26 protein-coding genes are annotated in these 26,996 nt (G+C 40.9%); 11 read left to right on the top strand and 15 right to left on the bottom strand.

Annotated features, from left to right (window positions below; genetic code table 11):
• Positions 1 to 163 precede the first annotated feature (163 nt).
• Together dinB and ACXAFE_RS10615 are read left to right on the top strand one after the other, a co-directional pair.
• The gene (gene dinB, locus ACXAFE_RS10620; RefSeq protein WP_475152187.1) at positions 164 to 1,219 is read left to right on the top strand and encodes a DNA polymerase IV; all 1,056 of its coding nucleotides are present in this window, start codon (positions 164 to 166) and stop codon (positions 1,217 to 1,219) included.
• A 90-nt stretch (positions 1,220 to 1,309) separates the two neighbouring features.
• Positions 1,310 to 2,836 carry a M17 family metallopeptidase gene (locus tag ACXAFE_RS10615; protein WP_475152182.1) on the top strand — a complete coding sequence of 509 codons (1,527 nt, stop codon included), beginning with the start codon at positions 1,310 to 1,312 and terminating at the stop codon, positions 2,834 to 2,836.
• Between the two features lie 453 nt (positions 2,837 to 3,289).
• Here ACXAFE_RS10615 and ACXAFE_RS10610 read toward each other — a convergent pair whose 3' ends face one another.
• The gene (locus ACXAFE_RS10610; protein WP_475152180.1) at positions 3,290 to 4,927 is read right to left on the bottom strand and encodes a methyl-accepting chemotaxis protein; all 1,638 of its coding nucleotides are present in this window, start codon (positions 4,925 to 4,927) and stop codon (positions 3,290 to 3,292) included.
• Positions 4,928 to 5,071: 144 nt separating this feature from the next.
• Complete coding sequence (locus ACXAFE_RS10605; RefSeq protein WP_475152176.1) at positions 5,072 to 7,285, bottom strand: S9 family peptidase; 2,214 nt, start codon at positions 7,283 to 7,285, stop codon at positions 5,072 to 5,074.
• Between the two features lie 107 nt (positions 7,286 to 7,392).
• On the opposite strand from ACXAFE_RS10605, the gene ACXAFE_RS10600 reads away from it, so the two are divergent.
• Both ACXAFE_RS10600 and ACXAFE_RS10595 read left to right on the top strand, forming a co-directional pair.
• Complete coding sequence (locus ACXAFE_RS10600) at positions 7,393 to 7,791, top strand: HIT domain-containing protein (RefSeq protein ID WP_475152172.1); 399 nt, start codon at positions 7,393 to 7,395, stop codon at positions 7,789 to 7,791.
• A gap of 157 nt (positions 7,792 to 7,948) precedes the next feature.
• Complete coding sequence (locus tag ACXAFE_RS10595) at positions 7,949 to 8,788, top strand: HDOD domain-containing protein (protein ID WP_475152169.1); 840 nt, start codon at positions 7,949 to 7,951, stop codon at positions 8,786 to 8,788.
• A 37-nt stretch (positions 8,789 to 8,825) separates the two neighbouring features.
• On the opposite strand, the gene ACXAFE_RS10590 is transcribed toward ACXAFE_RS10595, so the two are convergent.
• The 4 genes from ACXAFE_RS10590 to gpmM all read right to left on the bottom strand — a co-directional run bounded on the left by ACXAFE_RS10590 (position 8,826) and on the right by gpmM (position 13,599).
• A complete protein-coding gene (locus ACXAFE_RS10590; protein ID WP_475152163.1) occupies positions 8,826 to 9,578 on the bottom strand; it encodes a divergent polysaccharide deacetylase family protein in 753 nt (250 codons plus the stop codon).
• Between the two features lie 130 nt (positions 9,579 to 9,708).
• The gene (locus ACXAFE_RS10585) at positions 9,709 to 10,890 is read right to left on the bottom strand and encodes a S41 family peptidase (protein ID WP_475152158.1); all 1,182 of its coding nucleotides are present in this window, start codon (positions 10,888 to 10,890) and stop codon (positions 9,709 to 9,711) included.
• 39 nt (positions 10,891 to 10,929) lie between these two features.
• Positions 10,930 to 12,054, bottom strand: coding sequence for a murein hydrolase activator EnvC family protein (locus ACXAFE_RS10580; RefSeq protein WP_475152155.1), 1,125 nt, complete (start codon positions 12,052 to 12,054; stop codon positions 10,930 to 10,932).
• 3 nt (positions 12,055 to 12,057) lie between these two features.
• Positions 12,058 to 13,599 carry a 2,3-bisphosphoglycerate-independent phosphoglycerate mutase gene (gene gpmM, locus ACXAFE_RS10575; RefSeq protein WP_475152153.1) on the bottom strand — a complete coding sequence of 514 codons (1,542 nt, stop codon included), beginning with the start codon at positions 13,597 to 13,599 and terminating at the stop codon, positions 12,058 to 12,060.
• Positions 13,600 to 13,803: 204 nt separating this feature from the next.
• Between gpmM and ACXAFE_RS10570 the strand changes: the two genes are divergently transcribed.
• From ACXAFE_RS10570 to gpsA, 4 genes are read left to right on the top strand one after another with little or no spacing between them, the layout of a single operon-like run.
• Positions 13,804 to 14,235 carry a rhodanese-like domain-containing protein gene (locus tag ACXAFE_RS10570; protein WP_100913906.1) on the top strand — a complete coding sequence of 144 codons (432 nt, stop codon included), beginning with the start codon at positions 13,804 to 13,806 and terminating at the stop codon, positions 14,233 to 14,235.
• Positions 14,236 to 14,237: 2 nt separating this feature from the next.
• Complete coding sequence (gene grxC / locus ACXAFE_RS10565; protein WP_054981163.1) at positions 14,238 to 14,492, top strand: glutaredoxin 3; 255 nt, start codon at positions 14,238 to 14,240, stop codon at positions 14,490 to 14,492.
• 21 nt (positions 14,493 to 14,513) lie between these two features.
• Complete coding sequence (gene secB / locus ACXAFE_RS10560; protein WP_010561759.1) at positions 14,514 to 14,993, top strand: protein-export chaperone SecB; 480 nt, start codon at positions 14,514 to 14,516, stop codon at positions 14,991 to 14,993.
• Between the two features lie 6 nt (positions 14,994 to 14,999).
• Entirely contained in the window at positions 15,000 to 16,013 is a 1,014-nt protein-coding gene (gene gpsA / locus ACXAFE_RS10555; protein ID WP_475152143.1) for an NAD(P)H-dependent glycerol-3-phosphate dehydrogenase, read from the top strand.
• A 117-nt stretch (positions 16,014 to 16,130) separates the two neighbouring features.
• On the opposite strand, the gene trmL is transcribed toward gpsA, so the two are convergent.
• On the bottom strand, positions 16,131 to 16,595 hold the full coding sequence (trmL, locus tag ACXAFE_RS10550) for a tRNA (uridine(34)/cytosine(34)/5-carboxymethylaminomethyluridine(34)-2'-O)-methyltransferase TrmL (RefSeq protein ID WP_475152138.1): 465 nt from the start codon (positions 16,593 to 16,595) through the stop codon (positions 16,131 to 16,133).
• 100 nt (positions 16,596 to 16,695) lie between these two features.
• Here trmL and ACXAFE_RS10545 point away from each other — a divergent pair, with 100 nt between their 5' ends.
• A complete protein-coding gene (locus ACXAFE_RS10545; protein WP_475152133.1) occupies positions 16,696 to 17,565 on the top strand; it encodes a cation diffusion facilitator family transporter in 870 nt (289 codons plus the stop codon).
• Here ACXAFE_RS10545 and ACXAFE_RS10540 read toward each other — a convergent pair.
• Genes ACXAFE_RS10540 through ACXAFE_RS10530 form a run of 3 tightly spaced genes read right to left on the bottom strand, consistent with a single transcriptional unit; the run spans position 17,543 to position 20,519 of the window.
• A complete protein-coding gene (locus ACXAFE_RS10540; RefSeq protein ID WP_475152130.1) occupies positions 17,543 to 18,463 on the bottom strand; it encodes an alpha/beta fold hydrolase in 921 nt (306 codons plus the stop codon). The genes ACXAFE_RS10545 and ACXAFE_RS10540 overlap by 23 nt on opposite strands.
• The gene (locus tag ACXAFE_RS10535; RefSeq protein ID WP_475152127.1) at positions 18,456 to 19,835 is read right to left on the bottom strand and encodes an ATP-binding protein; all 1,380 of its coding nucleotides are present in this window, start codon (positions 19,833 to 19,835) and stop codon (positions 18,456 to 18,458) included. Before ACXAFE_RS10535 ends, ACXAFE_RS10540 begins: the two co-directional genes overlap by 8 nt.
• A gap of 3 nt (positions 19,836 to 19,838) precedes the next feature.
• Positions 19,839 to 20,519, bottom strand: coding sequence for a response regulator (locus ACXAFE_RS10530; protein ID WP_475152125.1), 681 nt, complete (start codon positions 20,517 to 20,519; stop codon positions 19,839 to 19,841).
• A 154-nt stretch (positions 20,520 to 20,673) separates the two neighbouring features.
• Here ACXAFE_RS10530 and ACXAFE_RS10525 point away from each other — a divergent pair, with 154 nt between their 5' ends.
• Both ACXAFE_RS10525 and ACXAFE_RS10520 read left to right on the top strand, forming a co-directional pair.
• A complete protein-coding gene (locus ACXAFE_RS10525) occupies positions 20,674 to 21,129 on the top strand; it encodes a Spy/CpxP family protein refolding chaperone (RefSeq protein ID WP_475152122.1) in 456 nt (151 codons plus the stop codon).
• Positions 21,130 to 21,330: 201 nt separating this feature from the next.
• Positions 21,331 to 22,053, top strand: a complete 723-nt coding sequence (locus ACXAFE_RS10520; protein WP_475152120.1) for a hypothetical protein — start codon at positions 21,331 to 21,333, stop codon at positions 22,051 to 22,053.
• 16 nt (positions 22,054 to 22,069) lie between these two features.
• On the opposite strand, the gene yacG is transcribed toward ACXAFE_RS10520, so the two are convergent.
• The 5 genes from yacG to ACXAFE_RS10495 all read right to left on the bottom strand — a co-directional run bounded on the left by yacG (position 22,070) and on the right by ACXAFE_RS10495 (position 26,983).
• Complete coding sequence (yacG, locus tag ACXAFE_RS10515; RefSeq protein ID WP_475152118.1) at positions 22,070 to 22,303, bottom strand: DNA gyrase inhibitor YacG; 234 nt, start codon at positions 22,301 to 22,303, stop codon at positions 22,070 to 22,072.
• Positions 22,304 to 22,470: 167 nt separating this feature from the next.
• Complete coding sequence (gene pilB, locus ACXAFE_RS10510) at positions 22,471 to 24,153, bottom strand: type IV-A pilus assembly ATPase PilB (protein WP_475152114.1); 1,683 nt, start codon at positions 24,151 to 24,153, stop codon at positions 22,471 to 22,473.
• 128 nt (positions 24,154 to 24,281) lie between these two features.
• A complete protein-coding gene (gene coaE, locus ACXAFE_RS10505; protein ID WP_475152112.1) occupies positions 24,282 to 24,875 on the bottom strand; it encodes a dephospho-CoA kinase in 594 nt (197 codons plus the stop codon).
• A gap of 1 nt (position 24,876) precedes the next feature.
• Positions 24,877 to 25,752 carry a prepilin peptidase gene (locus tag ACXAFE_RS10500; RefSeq protein WP_475152109.1) on the bottom strand — a complete coding sequence of 292 codons (876 nt, stop codon included), beginning with the start codon at positions 25,750 to 25,752 and terminating at the stop codon, positions 24,877 to 24,879.
• Position 25,753: 1 nt separating this feature from the next.
• Positions 25,754 to 26,983: a type II secretion system F family protein gene (locus tag ACXAFE_RS10495; protein WP_475152105.1), complete on the bottom strand. Its 1,230-nt coding sequence runs from the start codon at positions 26,981 to 26,983 to the stop codon at positions 25,754 to 25,756.
• Positions 26,984 to 26,996: the final 13 nt, after the last annotated feature.

Below are 26,996 nucleotides of genomic sequence, written 5' to 3'. Positions count from 1 at the left end.
ACTTTAATGTTCTACTTATGCTGTTATCTGCATTCATTTTCTTATCAATAATCAAATGCAAATAAAGGCATCTTAAAACTTAATACGCTGCAAAATAAAAACTTGCTGAATCAAATAAGTTTGATACATAATAAACTGTATATATAAACAGTGCTTTGTGATTTTGAAAAAATTTATACATATTGATATGGATTGTTTTTATGCAGCAGTCGAAATGCGAGACAATCCAGAGTTGAGAGATAAGCCAATCGCAATTGGCGGTAAACACCGTCGTGGTGTGTTGGCAACGGCAAACTATATTGCGCGTCAATATGGTGTGCGCTCAGCTATGTCTAACTATAAAGCGCTGCAACTGTGCCCAGAATTACTGATTGTTCCTGGCAGAATGGCAGTATACAAAGAAGTGTCTAATCAAATTAGAGAGATTTTCGCCAAATACACAGATCTGATTGAACCGCTTTCTTTAGATGAAGCCTATTTAGATGTAACCGATTGCACGCAGCACTCTGGTAGCGCAACGCTTATCGCTAATGCGATTCGTGATGAGATTTTTGAAACAACAGGATTAACGGCATCGGCGGGAATCGCACCCATTAAATTTGTGGCGAAAATTGCCAGTGATGAAAACAAACCAAATGGCTATTGTTTGATCCCACCTCATCGGGTGCAGGGGTTTCTTAAAGCGCTTAACCTTAAAAAAATTCCTGGTGTAGGCAAAGTAACCTTAGAGAAATTGAATGCATCAGGTTTATTTGTTGGTGAAGATGTATTAAACCTTGGTTTAAATCAAATGCAGGTAAAGTTTGGCACCTGGGGCGCAGAGTTATTTAAAAAGTGTAATGGCGAGGTGATTGGCAAGATAAATACATCACGTATTAGAAAGTCACTTTCAGTTGAGCATACCTACGAATATGATAAAACATCGCTAGAACAATGCTTAGAAGAGCTACCAAAATTAAAAGATGAGCTTGATACAAGGCTGCAAAGTAAAGGGTTGTTAAACAAAGTATCCAAGCTTTCGGTAAAAGTTAAGTTTAATGATTTTGTTTCAACAACCGCGGATTACAGCTGCACCCATTTAGATGATGATATTTTTACGCGTTTAATTGAAAAAGCCTACTTACGAGGTGGAAATAAAGGCGTGAGATTACTCGGTTTAGGTGTTGGCTTGTCTGAAAATAGCTACGAACAAGAGCAGCTTGCAATGTTTGAATCTTGATTTTTATAAATTTGCCCTCATATTTAAGCCATCTTTTCTAAACTTACGCGACAACATTGCGCGTATTTATTCGTTCAGTAAGGTTCAAAAATGACTTCACCAAAGGCCCTGCAAGCGGCATCAATTTCAGATTTACCTCAATATGTTGATAGTTTAATTATTATCTCGCCAGACTTAGCATTACTCCCTAATGATTTTCGCGATAGCGTAATGGCTACTGCGCAATTCGATAAGCGCATAGGCCAAAAAGCATTATTATTGGTGAATGACAATGCACCTGGAAAACGTTTAGTGATTGCACCAACAGGTCCTTTAGAGCGTGACTATGACGATGTGCGCCGCTATTTCGACGCGGCAAAACAAGGTGTACTAGAAGCAAAACAAGCGGGTGCAACAAACCCTGCAATTTTAGTCTTGGGTCAATTAGATGAGCGTTATCAGCAAGCAACAACCGTAGCGTATTTAGGTGCTTGCCAAGCATTATGGCAACCGCTTGAAGCACGTGAATTCCACGGTGCGGCAATTGAACCAATTCAATCTATTACTGTTATTGGCGAATTTGATAGCCACTATGCAAATGCTATTGCACAAGGTCAGTACGCTGCGCGCGACCTTTGCGGTACTGAACCCGAGCGTATGGCACCTCCTAAATTTGCAGAGTACTGTGAAAGCTTGTTTGCCAACAGTGCAGTATCGGTAGAGGTGATTTCAGATACTCAATTTATTGATAAAAATTACCCAATGCTTAGCACGGTAGCGCGCGCATCATACGCGGTAGAGCGTCATCACCCGCGTGTTGTTAAGCTTGAATATGTGCCTGAAGGTGATATTGAACGTACGCTATTATTTGTTGGTAAAGGCCTTGTTTACGACACAGGTGGTGCAGACTTAAAAGTAGGTGGTGCAATGGCTGGCATGAGCCGTGATAAAGGTGGCGCTGCATCAGTTGCTGGCTTTATGAAGAGTATTGCTGAACATCAACCTAAAGGGGTTAAAGTAGTAGCCTACTTAGCAGTTGTTCGTAATTCCATCGGCTCTGACTGTTTTGTACCAGATGAAATTATCACTAGCCGTGAAGGCGTGCGCGTACGCATTGGTAATACTGATGCGGAAGGACGCTTGGCAATGGGCGACCTATTAAGTGAAATTAAAGATGTCGCTAAGGGTGAAGTTAACCCCGTCGTATTTACCGTTGCAACATTAACAGGGCACGCTGCACGAGCAATGGGACCTTATACTGCGCTTGTTGAAAATGGTGCGTCAAGAGCGCTTAACTTATCGCACAATATCGCAACGCAAGGTGATTTATGGGCTGATGGTTCTGAAGTATCGCGCGAACGCCGTGAAGACTATAGCTTTATCGCACCTAAAACGTTAGCAGACGACGTATTGTCGAGTAACAATGCGCCATCAGCAATTACTGCCCGTGGCCATCAGTTCCCAATGGCATTCTTAGCTGTGGCATCAGGTCTTGATAAGCACGGTGCAAATTCAGAACTGCCAATTCCTTACATTCATGTTGATATTGCGGGCAGTGGTGTTGAGGGCGGCGACTGGCAACACGGCAAACCAACTGCAGCGTCACTTGCAAGTATTTACGCGACATTTTGTAAATAACTTTAGGTGCAAGTAGTTACTGCTTATCAGAGCCTAAGGTTAACCTATCTCGACTCGTGATAAGGCGTTAGTAATTGTACTTAGCTATAAAAAGGCCGAACAGTTGTTCGGCCTTTCTTGATGTATCAATAAACTCTAGGGTCTGTTGATCTTTGCTGTTCTATTTTTGTTCTGTTTGAACGTGCTTTTATCGCGGCGCTCGATGTGTGGCCTAGTAATCTAAGCGAATATTGAGCAAAGCTTACGCGTCCTGCTCTCGCCCCTTACCTACATCCATGTAGGCAACAATGAGAAAAGTGCGCTCAAAAGAACCGTTCGGCAGCGCTTGATTGGCTTTTCTACTGTGTTATCGGCTGGCTCACATAGAATAACTATGCCACGCAGCCTCTGCCTTGTATAAAAGCCAATCAAACTGCTGCAAAAACGAACTTAAAAGGTCAACAGACCCTAGTATTACTCTAATTTAAAGCGATTCACCACAGCATTCATTTGTTCACTGCTGGCTATCAGCTCATTGCTGGCGCTATTTAATTGATGGGTGTTATTTAGTGACTCATCTGCCATGCCCGCTAGTTCATTGATGCGCATATTTGCTTCGCTAGCTGCTTGGCTTTGCTCACCTGTTGCACGGGCAATTTGGCTATTCATTTCAGAAATGACATTCATTAGCTCATCTATTTGATTGAGCACCTCATCGGCTTGACTGGCCTGATTGACAGTGTCGCGAGAGGTTGACTGCGACGCACTTACCGCAGATACCGCTTCTTGCGCACCTTGCTGTAACTTTTGGATCATTTGTTGAATTTCTTCCGTGCTTTGCCCTGTACGACTAGCAAGTGTTCTTACTTCATCTGCAACTACTGCAAAACCACGCCCTTGTTCACCTGCGCGTGCGGCTTCAATTGCTGCATTTAATGCAAGTAAATTGGTTTGTTCTGCAATGCCTCTAATTACATCCAGTACAGCGCCAATGTTGTCACTTTCTGCGGCGAGTGAGGCAACGACGTCACTCACATGGTCAATATTATTTGATAGCGATTCTATTTGATTGATGGTTTTAGTGACGACCTCTTTACCAGCTTGCGTGTTTTCTCTAGCTTGATTTGCGGCTTGCTCTGCAGCATTTGCGTTATCACTTACTTCTCTTATCTGTGCGGTCATTTGCTCCATTGCAGTTGCCACTTGGGTGGTATTATCAGACTGCATTTGAATATATTCTTGGCTGTTATCACTGGTTTTTGATACTGTGTTTGCTTGCACCAGAACTTGCTCTGAGGCACTTGCGACTTGTTTTAATGAGTCGCGTATTTTGTCTGAGTATTGATTGAAGTAGCCAGAAAGTCGCGCAATTTCATCGTTGCCATCAGTCGTGAGTTTTCGCGTTAAGTCGCCTTCACCCTGCGCAACATCTTTCATTAATTTAGTTGCTTCGATAGTAGGAGTAATAATACTTTTACCAATCAAATATGCCGCCGCGCCGACAACTAAAATAATTAAAAGCGCTTCAATTAATAACGCAGTTGCTTGCTGCATAAATAATTTATTGAGATTGTCTAGGTAAATGCCAGAACCGATAATCCAGCCCCATGGCTTAAAACCTTTTACATACGAGATTTTATCAACGGGTTCATCAGCTCCCGGCATAGGCCACTGATATGGCACAAAGCCTTCCCCTTGTTGTCTGACGATATTGGCCATATCGACAAATAATCTCACGCCATTAGGATCTTTCACGTTACTGAGTGATTTGCCATTAAGTTCAGGTTTGATCGGGTGCATGATCATGTTTGGCGTTGTGTCATTGATCCAATAGTAGTTATTGCCTTCATATCGTAATTTACTAATAGTTGCTTTAGCTGCGTCTTTTGCTTGTTGTTCGCTTAGCTCACCGCTAATTTGTTTTGTGTGGTAGGCGGCAATTACGCTGTGCGCGGCTTCAACGATGCTTTTTGTTTTTTGGTAGGACTCGTTTTTAAGTAAATCGTATTGAGAATTTAATGTAGCGGCACTGAGCAAGGCAAGGCCTAGTACGATTAAGCCAACCAATATGGCCAATCTTTGTTGGATGCTTATGCGGCGAAGTGTTGTCATAATGCCACCTTCCGGGTACGTTGAATGTTTTAATATTAGACTATAAATTTCGAAATATATTTTGACCTAAGGCATTATTTTTATAAAAGAAATAGAAAAAGCGGGCAAGCCCGCTTTTCGTTTATAAGACTAATTGTGTAGCCGTTACTGTTTGAAGTGACGGTTAAAAAAGTCGGTGATTGTTTGGTGTAGATGTGTTTGTACTTTTTTACCGCGCAAGCTGTGCTTTGAGCCTGGGTAAGTCATCATTTCAAACTGTTGTGCGTTGTCTTGCAGTTGTTTAAATAACTTAGTTGCGTGAGTAAACAGTACGTTGTCGTCTGCCATGCCGTGATAGATCATTAGAGGGCCAGAGAGTCCTTCCGCATACGGGAAAACTGCACTTTGCTCATAGCCTTTAGCATTGGTTTGTGGGTGACCTAAATAGCGCTCTGTGTAGTGAGTATCGTACAGAGCCCAGTCAGTTACCGGTGCACCAGATACGCCAGCTTTAAAGTAGTCGCCAGCTTTAAACATTGTCATTAACGCCATGTAACCGCCGTAACTGTGGCCATAAATACCAATACGCTCAGGGTCAACAAAATCTAAAGTACGTAAGAGCTCGACGCCTTTGATTTGATCTTGTACTTCAACTTCACCTAAGTGTTTGTAAATTGGGTCTTCAAACTTTTTACCTCGGTTGTATGAACCACGGTTATCCAATTGGAACACAATGTAACCTTGCTGCACCATGTATTGGAAGTAGAGGTTTTTACTGCGCCAACTATTAGTAACACGCTGCGCATGTGGACCACCATAAACGTTAACCATTACAGGGTATTTTTTACCAGCCTCAAGCGCTTTCGGTTTAAACAAACGGTAATGCATTTGTTGGCCGTCATCAGCTTTTAATGTACCGTATTCTGGTTCAACTAGGTCGTTTAAATACGGTGTAAGAGGGTGGTTGTTATCAAGGCGATTCGGTTCTAACCAAGTAATAAAATTACCTAGGTTGTCACGTAGCGATACTTGTGCCGGTTGGTTTACACTTGAACTACGGTCAATAAAGGTTTTGTTATCTTTCGCCATAACGACCGAGTGGAATTTACCTGTGTCGGTTAAACGGCGAGGTTTTGATTCTTCAAATAGCTTTGCCGAGTAAAGATGGCTCTCAAGTGGTGTGTCAGCACGGCCTGAAAAGTAAATAAGGCCATTTTTTTCGTCAATGCTCTTAATGCTTTCAACAATCCAATCACCTTGCGTGATTTGACGCACTAAGGTGCCATCTACTTTATAAAGATATAGGTGTTTAAAACCATCGCGCTCAGATGCCCAAACAAAATGCTTTTTATCGTTTAAAAAACGTAAATCGAAATGCAAGTTAATCCAAGTATCGCTGGTTTCAGTGAGTGCAACTGTTTGTTTTTTGCTTTCACTGTTATAAAAACGCAATTCTAAACGTTGTTGAGAACGGTTTTGCCATTGGTATGAGAGTGTCTTGTCGTCGTTTAACCATTTAGCACGCGCAAGATAGATATCTTTATCTTCGCCCATATCAACCCAGTCAATCTGCTGCGAGTTAAGGCTAACCACACCTAATTGAATAGCAACATTGTTGGTGCCAGTGAACGGGTAGCGCTGATTAAAAAGCTTTACTTCGTCTGCGTATATTTCGTTACGAATAGCTTCAGCAACAGGTGATTCATCGATACGAGTGAATGCGATTTTCGCTTCATCGCCGCTCCACCAATAACCTGTCATTCGGCTCATTTCTTCTTGTGCAACAAACTCGGCCATACCGTTTTTAATGGTATCTGCGCCGTCGGTTGTTAGCTGGACTTCTTTACCCGTAGTTAGGTTTTGTACATATAAATTTTGCGCGCGAATATAAGATACAAAATTACCTTTTGGTGAAATCTTAGCGTCGGTTTCAAACTCTGGTGTATCGGTAAGTTTGCGCGATTGCTGTTTAGCTAGGTCGTAATAAAAAATATCACCATTAAGTGGGAATAAAAGCGCTTTGCCGTCTTTAGACCAAATGTATTCCATTATGCCTTTACCGAATACGCGCATACGTTCACGACGTGCTTTTTCTTCATCTGATAAAGTTTCTGGACCTGAAAAAATACTGTTTGAATCAACTAATAGTCGATTAGTTTTATCTTTTAGGTTGTATTCCCATAAGTCGTAACGGTTGTAGTCTTCTTTTTTGCCTTGCAGATAGGTTACACGGCTACCATCAGGTGAAAATTTTAATTTTACCGGTGCTTTTCCTGCCAAACTTGGATCAGAAAAAATGCGCTCAAGAGACAGTGGCTGAGCCAGTGCACTCGTGCTGATTAAGCTTGCACTTGCCAAAGCAATCAATCTTTTATTCATTATTTACTCTTAGTTGCTGTTATGTGTGATAACCAGATGGTATGAAGATATAGAATTAATGGCAACAAATTGCTATAAACGACGTAAATAAATTATAAGGTAATGTGATGTTTGAATTAGCAAAAGAGCTAAAACGTGACTGTATAGAGATCGCTGACTGGTCACTTTGTAAAGTGCTTTTAATGAATGATAGCCAATATCCTTGGTTTATTTTGGTACCAAAGGTTGACGGTGCGCGGGATATTATTGATTTAACAGAGCAGCAGCAGAATCAATTACAACTTGAGTCACGTCAATTACAGCATTTAATTCGTGAGGTATTCTCGCCTTATAAACTAAATGTGGCAGCGCTTGGTAATGTAGTGGAGCAATTACATATTCATCACATTGCGCGTTATCAAAACGATATTGCATGGCCACAACCTGTGTGGGGCGCTTTCCCAGTGAAACCATATAGTAATGAACAATTACTACAATTAATTGAGCAATTTAACTTAACTGAATAAATTGTTTAGCGCAGCAAAATTTATAGGCTAAGCTTAGTTTAAAGCGCTTTGAAATATAACATAAAACTACTTGGATATGCTGGCAAAAACCTGTTGGTTAATCGGTGCAACAAGTTCGCTTGAGCAAACAGAAAACTATAAAAAGGACGATCTTTATATGTCTACAGAAAACGCATTACTTACCATTTTGGTTGAAAAAATTAACAACGATACACTGGTATTACCAACCCTTCCGGAAGTTGCAGTAAAGGTAAGAGAAGCTGCTGACAACCCTGAGGTTAATTTAATGGATATGGGAGATGTTATTGCTCATGATCCCGCACTGTCTGCGCGCATGATTAAAGTAGCTAATAGTGCGTTTTTAGGACGTGCCGTTAAAGTATCAACACTTAATCAAGCGGTAACACGTATTGGTTTAAGGCAAATTAAAAATATTGCAACAGCGATGGCAATGGAACAACTGTTTATTTCAAAAAACAAAGTGGTAAAAGAGTATTTATCCAAAAGTTGGCAAAAGACAGTTGATGTCGCCTCTTCGGCTATTACGCTGTTAAGCCTGCATTTAAAAGATAACAAGCATAGCTCGCTTAACATCGACACCATTACCTTGGCATCGCTGGTTTATAATATTGGTATTTTACCAATTTTAACCGAAGCAGAGCGCCACCAAGAGGTGTTTGCTAACCCACAATTTTTAGCGCAAGCGATTCAAAAACTCGGTGGCCGTATCGGTGGTCATATTATGCGTGCATGGGATTTTACCGACGAGTTTGTGGAAGTAGCAGAGCTATGGGCTAACCCAGAATATAAGCCTGAAAACCCATGTTATGTTGATTTTATTCGTATGGCTGCGATTAGTGAGGGCTTACTGACTGTTGCAGATAAAGAAAAATCACTGCAAGCCTATGTAGATAAAGGTGTGCTCAGTGATGTAAGTGTTTTAGAGAGTGATGAATATACAGAGCTACTCAATGATGTAAAATCAATGTTTGCCTAACAACCTACAACATCACATAGCATTTTATGTGGTGTTGTTATTCCGCCGTAGTTTGATTCGCGAGTTGCATCGGCTTATCGCCGATTAACTCCGATACAGGCACCAGTTCAATACCTTGCTCTTTTAATGCAGTAATGGCATGGGGCAGGAATTTAATGGTTTCTGGGTAGGGGTGAGCAATGGCGATACCGCTTCCCGATTTTTTAGCAATATGAATTAATTGCTTTAAACGAAACATCATCTGTTTCTCATTCGGAATATTATCTATAAATACCTGACGCGATGCATTGGCAACGCCAAAAAGCTTTGCCATATTTTGAGCCTGGCTGTCTTTGGTGGTTTTACTATCGATAAAAAACAATGAGCGCTCACGAAGGATCTCCATGGTCCACGCCATAGGTACTACTTTTTGTGTTAAAAACGAGCCCATATGATTATTGATGCCAATCACATCAGGGTAATCGTTCAATGCTTCAACCAATTGCGTTTGCAATGCCTGTTTGTCCATATCTGACGTTAGTGCGCCAGGACCTAGCGCTTTACCACTGATTGCTTCCATTGGTACATGCAGAATGACATCGCGTGATAGTTGTGATGCTCTGGTTGCAAAGGGTTTAGCGTACGGGGTATAAGGCAAAATTGCGTATGACAATTCACCTGAGATATCTAACGCTGTTAAGTCGTTAGCGTGGTTACCAATATCATCAATTAAAATCGCCACACGAGCTGCAAAACAGTTGCTGCTGAAAAGGGTTACTGCTAGTAGAAATAAACAAGTAATTGAACGCACAGGTATTCTTATTATTCTTTTTAATTATTATACCAATTAACCTAAGTGACCAATTACCTTAGGCACTTAACAAACGGGTATTTAGTCAAGGCTCATCCTGAGCCTTTCTCGAAACTCTACTAATAATGACTTATTTTTCTAGTAATTGCCACGCTTTTTCAAGTTGTAAATCATGGACTTTTGCATTAATGAATATCTCTGTTTGTGGCTGTGTGAAATCGCCATTGTGGGCAAAGTTATGCTGTAAAACAGGGTAATCAGGTAGTATGCCTGAACCTTCGATTGAGCGACCACTAGGGGTGTAATATTTAGCTGTCGTAAGTTTTAACGCAGTTTGTCCATCACCCAGTGGAATAAGTGATTGCACAGAGCCTTTGCCATACGAACGTGTACCCACTAATTGTGCACGTTGATTGTCTTGCAGCGCACCGGCAAGAATTTCAGCAGCAGATGCAGACCCTTCGTTAATCAACACAATAATCGGCGCACCGCCTAGTACGTCACCTTCTTGTGCATAATATTCTTGATTGGCTTCAGCAAAGCGCCCTTTAGTGCTTACTATGACGCCGCTTTCTAAAAATAAATCAGAGACTTCAATTGCACTATCAAGAATGCCACCAGGGTTGTCACGTAAATCGATAATTAGTCCGTTAATTTCACCGGCGACAATTTGCGAAAGATGGGCAAGCTCTTTGGCAACATCATACAAAGTATGATTGTTGAAATTGATAATGCGTAAGTAGGCGATACCTTGGCTGTTAATATTACCTTTTACGCTTTTGAGGTCGATTTTTTTACGCTCAACCTCGAAAAGTAATGGTTGTTCATGGCCATTTCGTGCAATGGTGAGTTTAACGTGTGGTTTTTGCTGCTGGTTAATTAATTGAGATACTTGCTTGATTGGTTGGTTGATAACTGAAATGTCGTTTACTTTTAGTAGAATATCACCTTTTGTTAAGCCCGCTGTTTGAGCTGGTGAGTTTTCAATCGCAGCCACAATTACAATGTGCTTCTCACGTTGCTCTACCTCTATACCTAACCCGGTGTAGCGGCCATTGGCAACATTGAACAAGGCTTCAAGTTCAGTTTGGTCAAGAAACTCAGAATGGGGATCGAGTTGTTTGAAAATGGATTCGATAGCATGCTGGTTAAGTTTATTTGCGTCGATATCATCAACGTAAAAATGCTCGATATTGGCGAGCACTTCAGCCATCGAAATATGAGATGTAGTCTTCGAGTCAGCTGATACAGCCGACACCCAGAATAAACATGCAAAAGCACAGATTTTTAAACTATTAAGAAAAAAAGTCATTGGCTCACTCCTCAAATGAGGTGTAGCCAATTATGAATCCTAAATTCGTCTACACCATTTAATAGGGTTTACCGCTCTTCCCTTATGCCGTATTTCAAAGTATAGACTAGGATTTGATTGTCCACCGCTTTGTCCGACTAAAGCAATTTGTTCTCCGGCTCTTACTTTATCGCCAACTTCCTTCAAGAGCGCTTGGCTGTGGCCGTACAGGCTCATAAACCCTTTGCCATGATCAATTACAATTACCCAGCCAAATCCTTTTAACCAATCGGCAAATAAGACTTGTCCATCGGCAATTGTTTTTACCGGTGCACCTTCTTTACCATTCATTAAAATGCCTTTCCAGCGCAGACTACCGTGTTTTTTTTGGCCGAACCTATGGGCTAATTTTCCGTGTGATGGCCAATCGAGTTTGCCTTTTTGTTTTTGTAGGCCAACCAGCTTAACTTCGCTTTCTATGAGTTCTTGATTAAGCTGTTCAAGGGTTTGTTTTAATACTTGTTCGTTTTGCTTTAAATACACAAGTTGAGATTGGGTTTTTTGTAAAGTGCTTTTCAGCGATTGGTAATTCGCTTTTTGTTCTTTTTTGGCAACCAGTAGTTTTTCTTGCTGCTGTTGTTGCGTATTCAGCAGTTCTTCAAGCTGGGTTTGGTTTTGTGCTAGTAACTGTCGGCTATTTTCTAATTCAATCAGTGTTGCTTTTAATTTTTCGAGTTCTTTTATGCGCGCGTTATTTAAATATTGATAGTAATTTAATGTGCGCTCAACATTTTGCACCTGATCTTGGCTTAAGAGTAACTTGCCATAATCATGGTTGCCGGTCATAAAAGCGCTGCGTAGTTGCGCGGCAAGTGCTGACTGCTGATTTTTCTTGTCGATTTCGAGCGATTTTATTTTATCTTTAAGCGTTGCCTGTTCCGTTAGATTTAACTCAACATCAAACTTTAGTTGTTTTAGTTTTTTAGAGCTTTCGGCAATAGCGAGATCGGCTTTTTTAAGGTCTTTTTCAGTTTTATCTAGCAGTGCTTGCTGCTCTTTAAAGGTTTTATTAGTGTTCTTAAGTTGCTCTTGAACTTGGTTAAGATCATCTTTAGTACGCTCGGTATTAGCTTGCGAAGCGCAAGCTAATACCAATAAAACAACAAATAAATAACAGCGACGCATGGCTTAGTTTAACTTCATAATTGTTTCGCCAGTCATTTCGCTTGGCTGCTCCATGCCCATCAAGTGAAGCATTGTAGGTGCTACATCGCTTAACTTTTTACCCTGTAACGGTGTTGCATTGCGGCCAACATAAATAAAAGGCACTGGCTCACTGGTGTGTGCGGTGTGTGCTTGACCGGTTGTTGGGTTAACCATTTGCTCGGCGTTACCATGGTCGGCTGTAATAAGTGCTTCTGCCCCTGTTTTTTCTAACGCTTCGACAACACGGCCGATGCAGCTGTCAACTGCTTCGCAAGCTTTTACCGCGGCATCAAATACCCCAGAGTGGCCAACCATATCGCCGTTCGGGTAGTTACAAATAATTGCATCGTATTTACCTGACTCAATGGCTTCAACTAATTTGTCGGTTAGCATTGCTGAATTCATTTCTGGTTGAAGGTCGTACGTTGCTACTTGCGGTGACGGAATGAGTACGCGCTCTTCGCCTTCAAACTCCGCTTCACGACCGCCACTAAAGAAGAAAGTTACGTGCGCATACTTTTCTGTTTCAGAAATGCGAAGTTGGGTTTTATTGTGTTTTTCTAACCACTCACCAAACACGTTTGCTAGTTTCTCTGGTGGGAAAGCCACGGTTGTTTTGATGTCTGCAGCGTACTCAGTCAACATCACAAAATCAGCAAGTTGTGGTGATTTTTGTTTAGTAAAGCCAGCGAAATCAGCATCCACAAACGCACGTGTCATTTGACGCGCGCGGTCAGCTCGGAAGTTCATAAATAAAACAGCATCGCCATCATTAATGGTTGCTGGGCTGTCGTTATCAAGAATTGCGGATGCTGAAATAAATTCATCATTTTCGTCGCGCGCGTAGGCTGCATTTAGCGCCTCTAACGGACAAGTATAAGAATGTTCAGCAGTGCCTAATGTCATTAGATTATAGGCGCTTTCTACACGTTCCCAGCGGTTATCGCGGTCCATTGCAAAGTAACGGCCAACTAGGCTTGCAATGCGGCCTACACCGAGCTCTTCGCACTTTTGTAAAACATATTTAATTGGTTGCTCTGCACTTCTTGGCGCGGTATCACGACCATCTAAAAAGCCGTGTACATAGATTTTCTTTGCGCCACGCTTTGCGGCAACTTCAATCGCTGCAATAATATGTTCATGGTGAGAGTGTACGCCGCCTGGACTTAAAAGGCCCATTAGGTGAACGGCTTTATCATTGGCAACTGCTTTATCAATTGCGTTTACAATTGCTGGGTTTTCGGCAAATTCACCGTCATCAATTGCTTTAGTAATGCGTGTGAAGTCTTGGTATACAATGCGGCCAGCGCCTAAATTAACGTGACCTACTTCAGAGTTACCCATTTGGCCATGAGGTAAGCCAACATCTAAACCTGAGCCTGAAATAAGGGTACTTGGGTATTCTTGCCACAAACGGTCCATAACCGGTGTGTTAGCCGCTAAAATAGCATTGCTTTCTGTTTTTTCACTGTATCCCCAACCATCTAAGATAATCAGTACCAAAGGTTTTTTCTGTAACGACATTCTCATTCCTCATCCAAATAGAATTGCGCGTATCAGCACGGCGCACAAAATAGCGCGACATTTATACCATTTTTTAACCACAGATTCAGCAGTTAAGGTATTCACATTTAAAATTTTCAACTGAAACTCTAGCAGAGCTAGAATTTATTCATATCATCCGTGTATACTTGGCCACTTTTAATGTAAAGAAAAATTGAGAAAGTGATGGCACAATTTGTCGAATTTGTAACTAACAACCTGATTTTATGTTTAATTTGGGTTGGCTTATTAGGCGCCATTGTACTTGGGTGGTTTAAATCTCGCTTTTCAGCGGTAAAACAGGTTAATCCTCAACAATTGACACATTTAGTCAACCGTGAGAACGGTTTAGTTGTTGATATTCGTGCCTTAAAAGACTTTAATCAAGGTCATATTGCAGGCAGCGTTCACTTAGCTGCTGAAAAAGCCAAGCAAGGTGAATTTGTAGGCCTTGAAAAGTCAAAGAACGACCCAATTATCTTGGTATGTGTTTCAGGCATGACTGCGCAGTCTATTGCAAATGGGCTGGTTAAAGCAGGCTATGAACAGGTTAATGTACTATCGGGTGGTATTACTGCGTGGCAAAACGCTAACTTACCGCTGACTACAGGAAAATAATCATGGCAAATATTGTTATTTATACGAAACCAACATGTCCTTTTTGTGTGCGAGCAAAAATGCTGTTAGCGCAAAAAGGTGTTGAGTACACGGAAATTGATATTGCCGCTCAGCCTGAACTTCGCGATGAAATGATTGCTAAAGCAAACGGTGGATACACAGTGCCGCAAATTTTTATTAACGACCAACACATTGGTGGTTGTGATGATATGTTTGCACTAGAACAGTCTGGTCGTTTAGACGGTTTGCTTGTTTAAAACAAAATTTAGGAAAATAAAATGACAGAAGAGAATCAAAACTTAGGCGCAGAACAACAAGCAGAAGGTCCTCAGTTTGCAGTTCAACGTATTTACGTGAAAGACGTTTCTTTCGAAACACCAAACTCACCAACTATTTTCCAAAAGGAATGGACACCAGAAGTTAAACTTGACTTAGATACTCGTTCTAACAAGTTAGAAGACGGTGTATTTGAAGTAGTACTTTCAGTAACAGTTCATGCGACACTTGGTGAAGAAACAGCATTTTTATGTGAAGTTCAACAAGCTGGTATTTTTGCAATTGGTGTTGCAAACGAAGGTCAACTAGCGCATATGCTGGGTGCTTTCTGCCCGAACGTATTATTCCCATATGCACGTGAAACTGTGTCAAACATGGTTAACCGTGGTACTTTCCCACAGTTAAACCTAGCGCCAGTTAACTTTGATGCGCTATTTGCACAATACGTGCAACAGCAAGCCGCACAAGCTGCTGACGCATAATTAATTATGACTACTTCAGCAGATAATGCTGTTGCAGTACTAGGGGCGGGCTCTTACGGGACCGCCCTTGCTATTTGTTTTGCACGAAATGGTCACAATGTCGTCCTGTGGGGCCGCAATAAAGATCATATTGAAGCATTAGCAACAGCACGTGAAAACCAGCAATACTTGCCTGGTGCACAGTTTCCTGAATCACTATCATTAAATGATGATTTAGCTGCGACAGTGGCATCGTCTGATGTGGTGCTGGTGGTTGTGCCAAGTCACGCATTTTCCGAAACGCTTAAAGCGATTAAACCGCATTTAACAGCGGGGGCGAGAGTGCTATGGGCAACTAAAGGGCTAGAGCCCAATACCGGGCGCTTGTTACAGCAACTTGCTGCGGAAGTGTTGGGTGATGATGTGAGCCTAGGTGTGCTCTCGGGGCCCACATTTGCAAAAGAAATGGCTATTGGTTTACCGACCGCTATTTCACTGTCATCAGCGGATAAAAAATTAGTTGATGATGTATCTGAGATGCTTCACTGTGGCCGTTCATTCCGTGTTTACTCGAACGATGATTTAGTTGGTGTGCAGCTTGGTGGTGCGATTAAAAATGTGATCGCAATTGGAGCCGGTATTTCTGACGGCTTTGGTTTTGGTGCGAATGCACGTACTGCGTTAATCACCCGTGGATTGGCCGAAATGTCGCGCTTAGGTGTTGCTCTTGGTGCTAAACCTGAGACTTTTATGGGAATGGCCGGTTTAGGTGACTTAATCTTAACCTGCACCGACAATCAATCGCGTAATCGCCGTTTTGGTTTAGCGCTTGGTAAAGGTCAGTCAGTTGAGCAAGCACAACAAGAAATTGGCCAAGTGGTTGAAGGTTATCGCAATACCAAAGAAGTGTTTTTACTTGCTGAGCGCAGTGGTATTGAAATGCCAATTTGTGAGCAAATTTACAATGTGCTTTATAAAGGGCAAGACGTAAAACTAGCTGCAATGAACTTACTTGGCAGGCAGAAAAAAGCGGAAGCTTAGATCTAATTTCAAAAATAGCTATATCTGTTTAAAAAGGCTTTACCGCTTATGTGTGGTAAAGCCTTTATTTTTGTTAGCCTTGAATATCTTTTGATAAAGTAGCGCTATTCAATTGGTTTACACTGCGCCTTCAAAATCAAACTGACGCCACGCTTCGTAAATAAATACGGCAACGGCATTGGATAAATTCATGCTGCGACTATCTGGCATCATTGGAATACGCAGCCTTTGCTCTGTTGGCAGTGACTCAATCACGTCATTTGGTAAGCCGCGAGTTTCAGGGCCAAACATTAAACAGTCGCCGCGTTCGAATTTAGCTTTGTGGTAATGGCCTGAGCCTTTTGTGGTGCAGGCAAAAACGCGCTTTGGTTGTACTTTAGCAAAAAAGGCATCTAAATTTGCGTGACGTTCAACGTGGCTAAACTCATGGTAATCCAGTCCAGCTCTACGCACCCTTTTGTCGTCCCATTCAAAGCCTAATGGCTCAATAAGGTGAAGGTTAAAACCAGAATTAGCGCACAGGCGAATAATATTTCCGGTGTTGGGTGGGATTTCTGGTTGATAGAGTACAATGTCTAACATGGGAAGTCTCAAATTTATAATTTCTCTTAGTTTAACAAAGCTTTCAGGTTAGATACTATATGTTTTGAGCGTGATGCAGGTAAGGTATATCATATTAAAAATGAAAGAAAAAGATTATGCATATTGGGTTAAGCTTTCGAGTAGTTTAACCCTTGTTTTAGCAAGCACCATGGTTGCAGCAAAGTTTTGGGCCTGGATGAGCACTGGCTCAACTACTATGTTGGGTTCGTTAACTGATTCTTTGCTTGATATCACGGCATCTGCCATTAACTTTTGGGTGCTTCGAATTGCACTTGTACCAGCAGATGATGATCACCGCTTTGGTCACGGTAAAGCTGAATCACTAGTAGGGCTTGGGCAAGCAGCATTTATTGCTGGTAGCGCGTGCTTGCTGGCGTTCTATGGTGTAGAGCGATTATTTAACCCGGTAAAAAGCGAAGCAGTTTTTACTGGCGTTGTTGTTAGTATTTATGCCGTAGTGTGTACCTTGTTAATTATCGCAATTCAGCATTGGGCATTAAAGCAAACTAAATCGGTAGCGATAAAGGCTGATTCAGTGCATTACAAAGGCGACTTACTGCTAAATTTAAGTGTTATTGTTGCCCTTATACTGGCGAACATTGGTTGGGTATACAGTGATGGTGTATTTACCTTACTGATTGCGGGTTATTTATTTTACAACGCTTATGATGTTGCAAAAGAGTCAACAGATTATTTAATGGACAAAGAGTTAGCTGATGACATTAAGTTGCAAATTGAACAGGCGGTGTTATCTCACTCTGAGGTGCTTGGTTTTCATGAGTTACGCACCCGCCAAAGTGGGCCTACCAAATTTATTCAATTGCATTTAGAGCTTGATAGTAACCTTACTTTAGCAAATGCTCATCGTATTTCGGTTGAGGTGGAAGAGGCCATTCACAGTATTATTGATGGCGAAGTGGATGTGCTTATTCACAAAGATCCGTTTTAAAAAATTTAAAAATATCATTAAGAGCAAGATCGCGAATAGCATCTTGCTCAAACAAAATTTCATGCAAACTGCCGTGATAACATTTCTTTTTCATTGTTTTGTTGCGTGCTACAACCTTATCTTGCCATGTGTTGGCAACTATCGTATCACGCTCGGCCTGCATCAATAAAATAGGTAAGTCTGCAGAGGTGGATTGGATCTGGTCAATTGCCTGAAATGCTTGTTTGAGCCAACCTACAGTTACCCCACCGAGCTGCAGTGTTGGATTTTCTTTATATAGAGTGCGAAATGCATTGTAGCGCGTTTCACATTGCATAAGTGGATTGTCCTGAAATGGCTTTTCTAGGTATCCAGATTGGCCAAAAAAGTAATGTGTATTTAAGCCAAGTAAACTGAGTATATTTATGATTAATTTTGCTACAGGGTACGGAAAACCAGGCGTTGGAATGCCAAACATAGGGGCACTGAGCACAGCTTTCTCAAATGGGTGTGTATGATTTGCTAAGTACAAATAGCTAATTGCAGCGCCCATCGAGTGTGCCAGTAAATAGTGCTTACCTTGCCAATTTTGCTTTACGACTTGTTCAACAAAGAGTGAAAGCCCTTGTATATAGTCTTCGAAGCTATGAATGTAGCCCTTATCAGCAACGGGTAATAAACGGCTCGACACACCTTGTCCTAGATGATCGCACATAAAGACGGCAAATCCTTTGCTATAAAAGTCATAGGCGAGCTCTTGGTATTTTAAATAGCTTTCACAGCGACCATTTACTATGGTCACAGCCGCTTTGGCGTTATTCGGTATTATAAACGCGTAGCCAAGTTGATTGCCATGAAACGCTAACTTAGCGTGTGTTACAGTTGACCAAAATTGTTCGATGTTATGTTGTTTAGTCATGATTTAGGGTAATGGTTACTTTTAAGCCTGAATTGTGTTGATTTTCGAGTGCAATGGTACCTTTGTGTATTTCTACAGCATGTTTGGTAATTGCTAGGCCTAACCCAGTACCGCCGCTATTGCGCTCTCGCGATTGTGAAATGCGGTAAAAAGGTTCAAGTAGCATAGGTAATTCTGACGCTTCAACACCTTCACCATCATCGCTAATCGTTACAATTACGGCTTTGTCGTAATCTTTAATATCGCAGCTAATCGTTGTTTTTGCATATCTAATTGCGTTACGCAAAATATTTTCAAATGCGCTGGCGATAAGAGCGGCATCTAACTCGAGTTGTTTGCTGGTAGAGCCGTTTACTTTGAGCTGTTTATGCTGTTGTTCCGATTCAAATTCCGCATCTTTGAGCACTTGCTGCAGAATTGATTGCAGTGGCTGAAGATCTTTTTGAATATACTGATTATTCGCTTCTAACCTTGATAGCTTTAATACATCGGAGATCATCTGATCGAGATTGTTCGCTTCTTTTTCGATGCGTGATAAATAACTTTCTTGCTCACTCGATTGTTTAAGTTGTGCAAGCCCTGTGGCCATTTGTAAGCGTGTTAAAGGGGAGCGTAGCTCATGCGATACATCGGCCATTAGGCGTTTTTGGCTGGTGACCAGAGATTCTAGGCGCTGCGCCATGACATTGAAGTCGCTTGCAAGCATCGTGAGCTCATCGCCTGATTTACGATTCATTTCAATACGTGTATCAAGTTGTCCATTAGCAAGTTGTGTTGTTGCGCGTTTAATTTTATTTATTGGCTTTATTAGTGTTCGACTAAATAACAAGCTTAAAAGTAGGGTTGCACCGATAACGACCAGTGTTTTTAGCCATGCTGGCATTAAAATAATACGTAAACCAAGTGGCGGTGAACGCCAAGGTTCAATCTCGTACATCAGGAATGTTTGTTGCTGATACGATACTTTAACTGGCCCTAACGCGCGGTACTTATCTGTAGTGGTGATTTGTGGCTCTAGCTGTTGGGTAAATGCGAGTAAACTTACATCAGGCTGTTGTGTAGTTTGCTGGTTAAAAAACGACAGGTTGGAATCGATTTGCGTAAAATACAACAAACGATGACGGGCAATGCGCGGGTGTGATGCTAGTTGTTCAAGCGTTTTATCGGGTTTTTTATGCTGCGCGCGCTCTAAACCACTTGCCAAACGTTTTAGATTGATTAGCTTGGGGCCATGAAGTTTATGACTATCAACATTAGATTCAGTAAGCTGACTAAAAATAAACAGCACAGATAATGTGAATAAAATGGTTAGCCAAAACCAACTAAACACTTTAAAAAAGAGGTAATTTCTTGGGTTAAATTTATTTAGCATCAGTTAATTTCCGAGCAAAATATAGCCTGCACCACGCACGGTTTTAATTTTTTCTTGCTCGATGTGCTCTGCTATTTTTTTACGAATATTACTGACATGCATGTCGATAGAGCGATCAAAGGCCGCGAGTTTTCGGCCAAGCACCTGCTCGCTAATTGTCTCTTTGCTCACGATTTCGCCTTGGTTGTTTAACAGTAAAAATAAAATTTCAAACTCAGTACCAGTAAGCTCAATTTTTTGTTCTGCAGCAAATGCTTCGCGGGTATGCGGCGTTAGCCTAATGCCATTTTCTTCAATAATTGCGTTGCTGTGCATTTGCTGAATATTTTCGATTCGGCGTGTGATTGCTTTTACCCGAGCCAATAATTCGCGGTGATTAAATGGCTTTGCTAAATAATCATCAGCGCCAAGTTCTAAGCCAAATATACGGTCAAAATCTTCACCTTTTGCGGTTAGCATAATAACAGGAGTAAGTTTGCTTTGGCGCAGCTGTTTTAATACTTCGAACCCGTCAAGGCCAGGTAACATCACATCAAGTAAAATAACATCATAGTTTTGTGCAAGCGCGTGCTCTAAGCCCGTATCCCCGCGGTGACACGCTTTGATATTAAACTCATGAGAAGAAAGGTACTCGGTAAGTAACTCGCTAAGTTCTATGTCATCATCAATTAGAAGTACGTTCATTTCTTTGCCTTGCAATACAACTGATACGCTTATTTTAAGGGGAATTTACGCAGCCAAAAAGCAATTTACACAACCTTTACATTGCTTTGCGTTGCTTTTCGTTGAGCTTGCTAAAGTAACCATAACACCAAATAAGACCCAACTGGAGAATGTTATGAAATTTAAAATGTTAGTTTCGGCGGCAGTATTATCAATTGCGGCACTTTCAAGCAGCGTAGTAATGGCGAAACCTCATAAAGAGGGCTTTAACATGTACCGAATGTTACTTTCAGAGCGCGGTATTTCACGTTTAGATTTAACCAAGGTGCAACAAGATAAAATAAAAAGTATTGCTGATGCAGAAAAAACAGCGCTAAAAGCATTTAAAGAGCGCAATCCTAATTCGCGCGCCGATGTTAAGGCACTTGTGCATGCTGAAGTATTTGACGAAGTGGCATTTAGGCAAATGCTTGCCAAACAGCAAACTGAACGCACCGAGCTTGCTGTTATGAAGGCGAAAAATAAAAATGCAGTTTGGAATACGTTAACGACGGAGCAGCAGGAAAAGCTTAAAAAAGTAATGAAACGTAAAAATAAGCAAAAGCGCTCAAAGCAACATGCAGAAAAGTAGCTAACAGATTATGTAACTAACCAAATATACTGTTTGTATTTGGTTAGTGCATCTTTTTATCGTATTAATTTATGTTTGTGAATTTTTGTACAGTTTGAGCTGCGTGAGGTGTACGAATTTTATTCATTTAATCACAAAGTTAAACACTTTTTTCTAGTCCAAAGCGCTAATGTAATTTCAGGTCAATAAGGAAATTACATTATGAATAATATCAAGAACAAACTAGGATCGGCATTTGTTGTGCCGGCATTATGTGTACTGTCTATTGCGTGTGATAGTGACTCGCATCAATATCGAGATACGTCTCAACCGGTTGTCATCGACTTTAATGATGACCATCATGATTTTTCAGCGCTATTCTCGGACTACCCACAAGGGCAGGAGGATTTTTTCGAACTGGCATCTTCTTACCAACAGTTACCAACACCTTATGAAGATAAGCATGGTTATCGTCTGTATGGCAGTAACCGTTCAGATGATTTATTTATGGGGCTTTATGGAAAAATAGATAATTTAAAGCCAGCAAAGCGCTATAACCTTTTGTTTAAAGCCACCATAGTGACTAATATTCAATCAAATTGTGCGGGCATCGGCGGGCCACCAGGTGAGTCCGTTTATATCAAAGTCGCAGCTCACTCGGAGTTGCCTAAAAATAGCCTTAAAGATGGAATGTATCGCCTTAATTGGGATGTAGGCACACAAGGCGAACGAGGAGAGCATAGTCAGGTGGTTGGGGATATTAGTAACGGTATCGATTGTATGGCTGAAAATCGTTATGTTGCGAAAGAGATGACTTCCGAGGTAAGTATTCCTGTCACCGCAAATGATAATGGTGATGTATGGATTATGCTTGGCAGCGATTCGGGTTTTGAAGGGCCATCTGAATTATTTATTTCACATATTTCAGTGGCCTTTACTGATTAACCCGAATTCAGGTTAACTAATCTTTAAAAAAGCCTTCTTGGTTTGCAGCAAGCATTGCTTCAATGTCTTCTATAGACTCAGGAGTAAATGCTTGCTTGGGCGTCAGAGGTGTGGAAATCGTATGATTTTCTTCTGACCATTCGCCTAAATCAATAAGTTGACAGCGTTTAGAACAAAAAGGGCGAAATTTAGCGCTTTCTTGCCAGATAACCTCTTTTTGGCAAGTAGGGCACTTTACTGTTGTTGGCATAAAAATAACTTCAATTATGTTGATAGTGCAAATGTTAGAGAATAACTGTGTTTGAGTAAAGCGCTTGGTTTAAATCAGCCGTTCAATACCGCTTAGACAATGCAGGTCTGGCTCGTAGTTCTCCAAGCCAAAGTTTAAAGCGTAACTTAAGCTCTAAATTCACGCATTTAGTAACTGGTAACACGGTTTATCTCGGCAAGACTAGTTACCCCTGACGCCGCCTTTTCTAAACCTGAAAGTCGTAAACTATTAAATCCACTAGCTAACGATGCTTTGGCGATATCCAAAGAATTTCCGCCCGACATAATGATTTGTGATATTTCAGAGGTAATTCGCATTACTTCATAGATACCGACGCGACCTTTGTAACCTTCAGTACAATGTTCGCATCCAACGGCTTTAAATAACGTAATATTGCTAATCTGCTCGTCAGAGAAACCCTGTGATTTAAGCTCTTCGACTGGCAAAGCTTCAGGCGCTTTACAATTATTGCAAAGGCGACGAGCAAGGCGTTGCGCAATGATTAAGCTAATAGAGCTTGCAACATTGTATGCGGGTACGCCCATATTAAGTAAGCGGGTAAGAGTTTCGGGTGCTGAGTTGGTGTGTAGCGTACTTAACACTAAGTGACCCGTTTGCGCTGCTTTAATTGCGATTTCAGCGGTCTCCAAATCACGTATCTCACCAACCATAACAATGTCGGGATCTTGGCGAAGGAAAGCACGCAACGCGTTTGCAAATGTCATATCTGCTTTGGGATTTATTTGCACTTGGTTTACACCGACAAGGTTTATTTCGACAGGATCTTCGGCTGTGGAAATATTAACCTCAGCTTTGTTTAAAATATTTAAGCCAGTGTAGAGCGATACTGTTTTACCTGAACCTGTTGGACCAGTAACTAAAATCATGCCCTGGGGTTGTGACAGTGCTTCTAAATACATGGCTTTTTGTGCTGGCTCATAACCAAGCACATCAATACCGAGCATAGCACTACTCGAATCCAAAATACGCATTACAATTTTCTCTCCCCACAAAGTGGGGAGGGTAGAGACACGAAAATCGATACTTTTCTTTGCTGTAATTTTTAATTTGATACGGCCATCTTGTGGTTTACGCTTTTCTGCAATATCTAAACGAGACATTACTTTTACGCGAGCTGAAATGCGAGATGACAACATTTGCGGCGGCGATGCTACCTCATGCAAAATACCATCAATGCGAAAACGGATACGATAGGACTTTTCATAAGGTTCAAAATGTAAATCTGATGCACCTTTGCGTATCGCATCCATCAAAATTTTATTGATATAGACAATAATAGGGGCATCGTCTTTATCTGGTGTGCTGTCTTCAGATAAGTTAGCTTCGGTATCAGTTACTTCAATATCGCCAAATTGCTCAAACTCTTCATCTGATATTGCCAAGTCATCAGTTTTATTAAATATTGTTTCAATGAATTGCTCTAGCCCGTTGAAGTCGACGACAATAGCCTCTGTTTGAAGACCTGTATTGAATTCAAAATCCTCAAAGGCATCGAAATTTGTAGGATCTGATGTGGCTAGAAATAACGTTCTTCCGCGCTTTGATAAAGGGAGAAGATGATGCTTTTTAACTAACTCTTCGCTTATGTCATCAAGTGGTATGCTGCTTGGCTCTACCGTGGCAATATTTAGTACGGGCAGGTTAAACCAAGAAGAACAGTATCCTGCTAATTGTTTTGATGAAAGTTTACTGTTGTTTAAGATAAATTCGCTGATATGTGTGGTTGAACTCGCGGCTGAGATTACTTGTTCATGCGCGATAAACCCCATTGCTACACATTTACGAATAAGCGGAGAGTTTACATTCATCACTTGCCTCCAATTCAATCTACTTTAAGTGTTGTTGAGATTACTTGGATTGCAAGTTTTAAGAAAAATCAGGAGATTATTATGTTTTTGGGTGTAGAGTTTTAATTTTTAAATGGATTATGGAAGTTTTAGCTGTTAGATAACTTTTGGTGAATATCAGTGACTTGTGCATAGGTATTTTCAAGTGATAAGGTGTTGTCGATAACATAATCTGTTTTAGTTAATTTAATACTCCTAGACATTTGAGCAGCAATAATCTGTTTTATTTGTTCTTGATTGACACCGTCACGCTCACTACCTCGCATAATTTGCAGTTCCTCGGGAATATCCACCAATAGTGTTTTTTCACATAGCTTGTCAAGGTTGTTTTCAAATAATAGAGGCGCGTCCAAAATAACGTAGGGTCCACTTGCTGCATTTAACTGATCTAAGATTTCTTGGCGAATAACAGGATGCAATAAGTTATTAAGCCACATCTTCTCTGATTCGTTTGAGAAGATGATCTTTCTTAGTTCGGCTCGATTGAGTTCGCCGTTATTCAATATTATCTGAGAGCCAAAGTGTACTTTAATTTTTTCAAGGCTGGATGAGTTGGGGGTAACAACTTGTTTTGCTATCGCATCGGCATCAACAATAGTGATACCGAGTTTTTTGAAATAGTTTGATACAGTTGATTTTCCGGTGGCAATACCACCGGTTAATCCGATAACTGGAACAGGCATATTATAAAGTTAGGAAATTAAAATAAGCGGTTTGGATTTGTTCACCCCAAATGAGGGAAATCCAGCCAGCTATTGCAATGTAAGGCCCAAATGGAATCGGTGTTGCTTTGTCTTTCCCTTGAATCGAAAGAAGCGTAACCCCAATTACTGCGCCTACCAAACTCGACATTAACACTATCATGGGTAAATACTGCCAGCCTAAAAGAGCACCAAAAACAGCCATTAGCTTAAAGTCACCATAGCCCATACCCTCTTTGCCGGTGAGTAATTTAAATACCCAATATACCGACCAAAAAACGAGGTAACCTGCAGCTGCACCAATAATCGCTTGTGATGGTTCAATGGTAAGTCCCATAACAGACGCTATTAATACCATCCACAGTAATGGCAAAGTAATTTGGTCGGGTAGTAGCATATGATCAATATCAATGAAAATCAGTGATATTAGCGCGTAGGTCAGTATTAAGTACAAAGCTGCCTGCTCAGTTACGCCATAGTAATACGCTATCACAAGGCCAGCAAGACCCGTTAAAAGCTCAATACTCGGGTAACGAACAGAAATTTTGTTTCCACAGCAGGCCGCTTTACCGCGTAAAAAGAGCCAACCAAATACCGGTAAATTAAACCAAGGTTTAATTTGTGTATTACAGTGAGGACAGGTTGAACTAGGCGTAATTAAATTGAATACCTTTGTGCTTGCCTCATAAGGTGTTTCGAGATTATCAGCAAGTAACAAGCTGCATTCAGCTTTCCATTCGTTTTCCATCATTTTTGGTAAACGATAGATAACAACGTTCAGAAAACTGCCGATGCATATGCTGACTGAGAAAATGGTTAAGTAATAAAACCATAAAGAATCTTCGAAAAAACTAAGCATATTAAATTACGGAACCAAGTTGGAAAATAGGGAGATACATTGCAACAATAAGACCACCAACTAAAACGCCAAGTACAACCATAATTAATGGCTCCAACAAGCTTGACAATCCATCTACTGCATCATCAACCTCTTGCTCATAAATCGTAGCAACTTTACCTAGCATGTCATCTAATGAGCCAGATTCTTCACCTATCGCAACCATTTGCACTACCATATCAGGAAAAATCCCAGAGTTTCGCATAGCAAAGTTCATTTGGTTACCAGAGCTAACTTCATTTTTGATATCTAATATAGCTTCACGATATACCACGTTACCAGATGCTCCTGCCGCGGACTCTAATGCGTCCACTAAAGGTACCCCAGCTGCAAATGTAGTTGATAGTGTTCGAGCGTAACGAGCCACAGCTGCTTTATTTAATATGTCTCCTACGACTGGTAGCTTTAATATAGCTTTATCAGTGTTATCCCTCACATTTTTACTTTTAAAATGAGCTTGCTTAAATGCATAAAAAAGTATTCCAGTAAGTCCAAAAACAATATACCAATTGTTTTGCATAAAATCAGATATATTTATTACCAATTGAGTGAATGCTGGGAGTTCAGCTCCAAAGCTTTTAAATACCTCTTGAAACTGAGGTACAACAAAAATCAATAAAATAATTGTAACGGCGATAGCTACTGTTAGTACTGCAATTGGGTATATCATTGCTTTCTTTATTTTAGATTTTAGCGCTTCTGATTTTTCTTTATACAGCGCAACTCTGTCAAAAATTCTATCTAAAGCGCCAGATTTTTCACCAGATTCAACTAAATCACAATAAAGATCATCAAAGTGTTTAGGGTGAGCGCGAAGCGCCTTACTTAATGGGTCACCGGCTTTAACTTCATCTGTGATTTTAGTAATTAATTTTTCCAGGGATTTTTTTTCTGAACCCTTAGCAATCATTTCAAGCGCTTGTATCAGGCTAACACCAGCAAGAAGCATAGTAGCAACTTGTCGTGTGAATATCGCTATATCCTTGGGAACGATTTTTGGTTCATTGCTTAGACCTAAAAAAGGCTTTGCTTTTTTCTTTACTTTAGAGGGTGTTATGCCCTGTTTACGTAGCTGAGCTTTAACGATTGCAATACTTTGTCCATTCAATTCACCTTCCATTTTTTTGCCTCGTGCGTTAACTCCCACCCAGCTAAATGTTGTTAGGCTATTTTTTGTATCTTTCTTTGCCATTTATTTTCCTTTT

The sequence above is a fragment of the Pseudoalteromonas sp. ABV4_021 genome (assembly GCF_056159365.1).
Note: the sequence above shows the minus strand (reverse complement) of the source record. Positions and strands in the feature narration are given on the sequence as shown.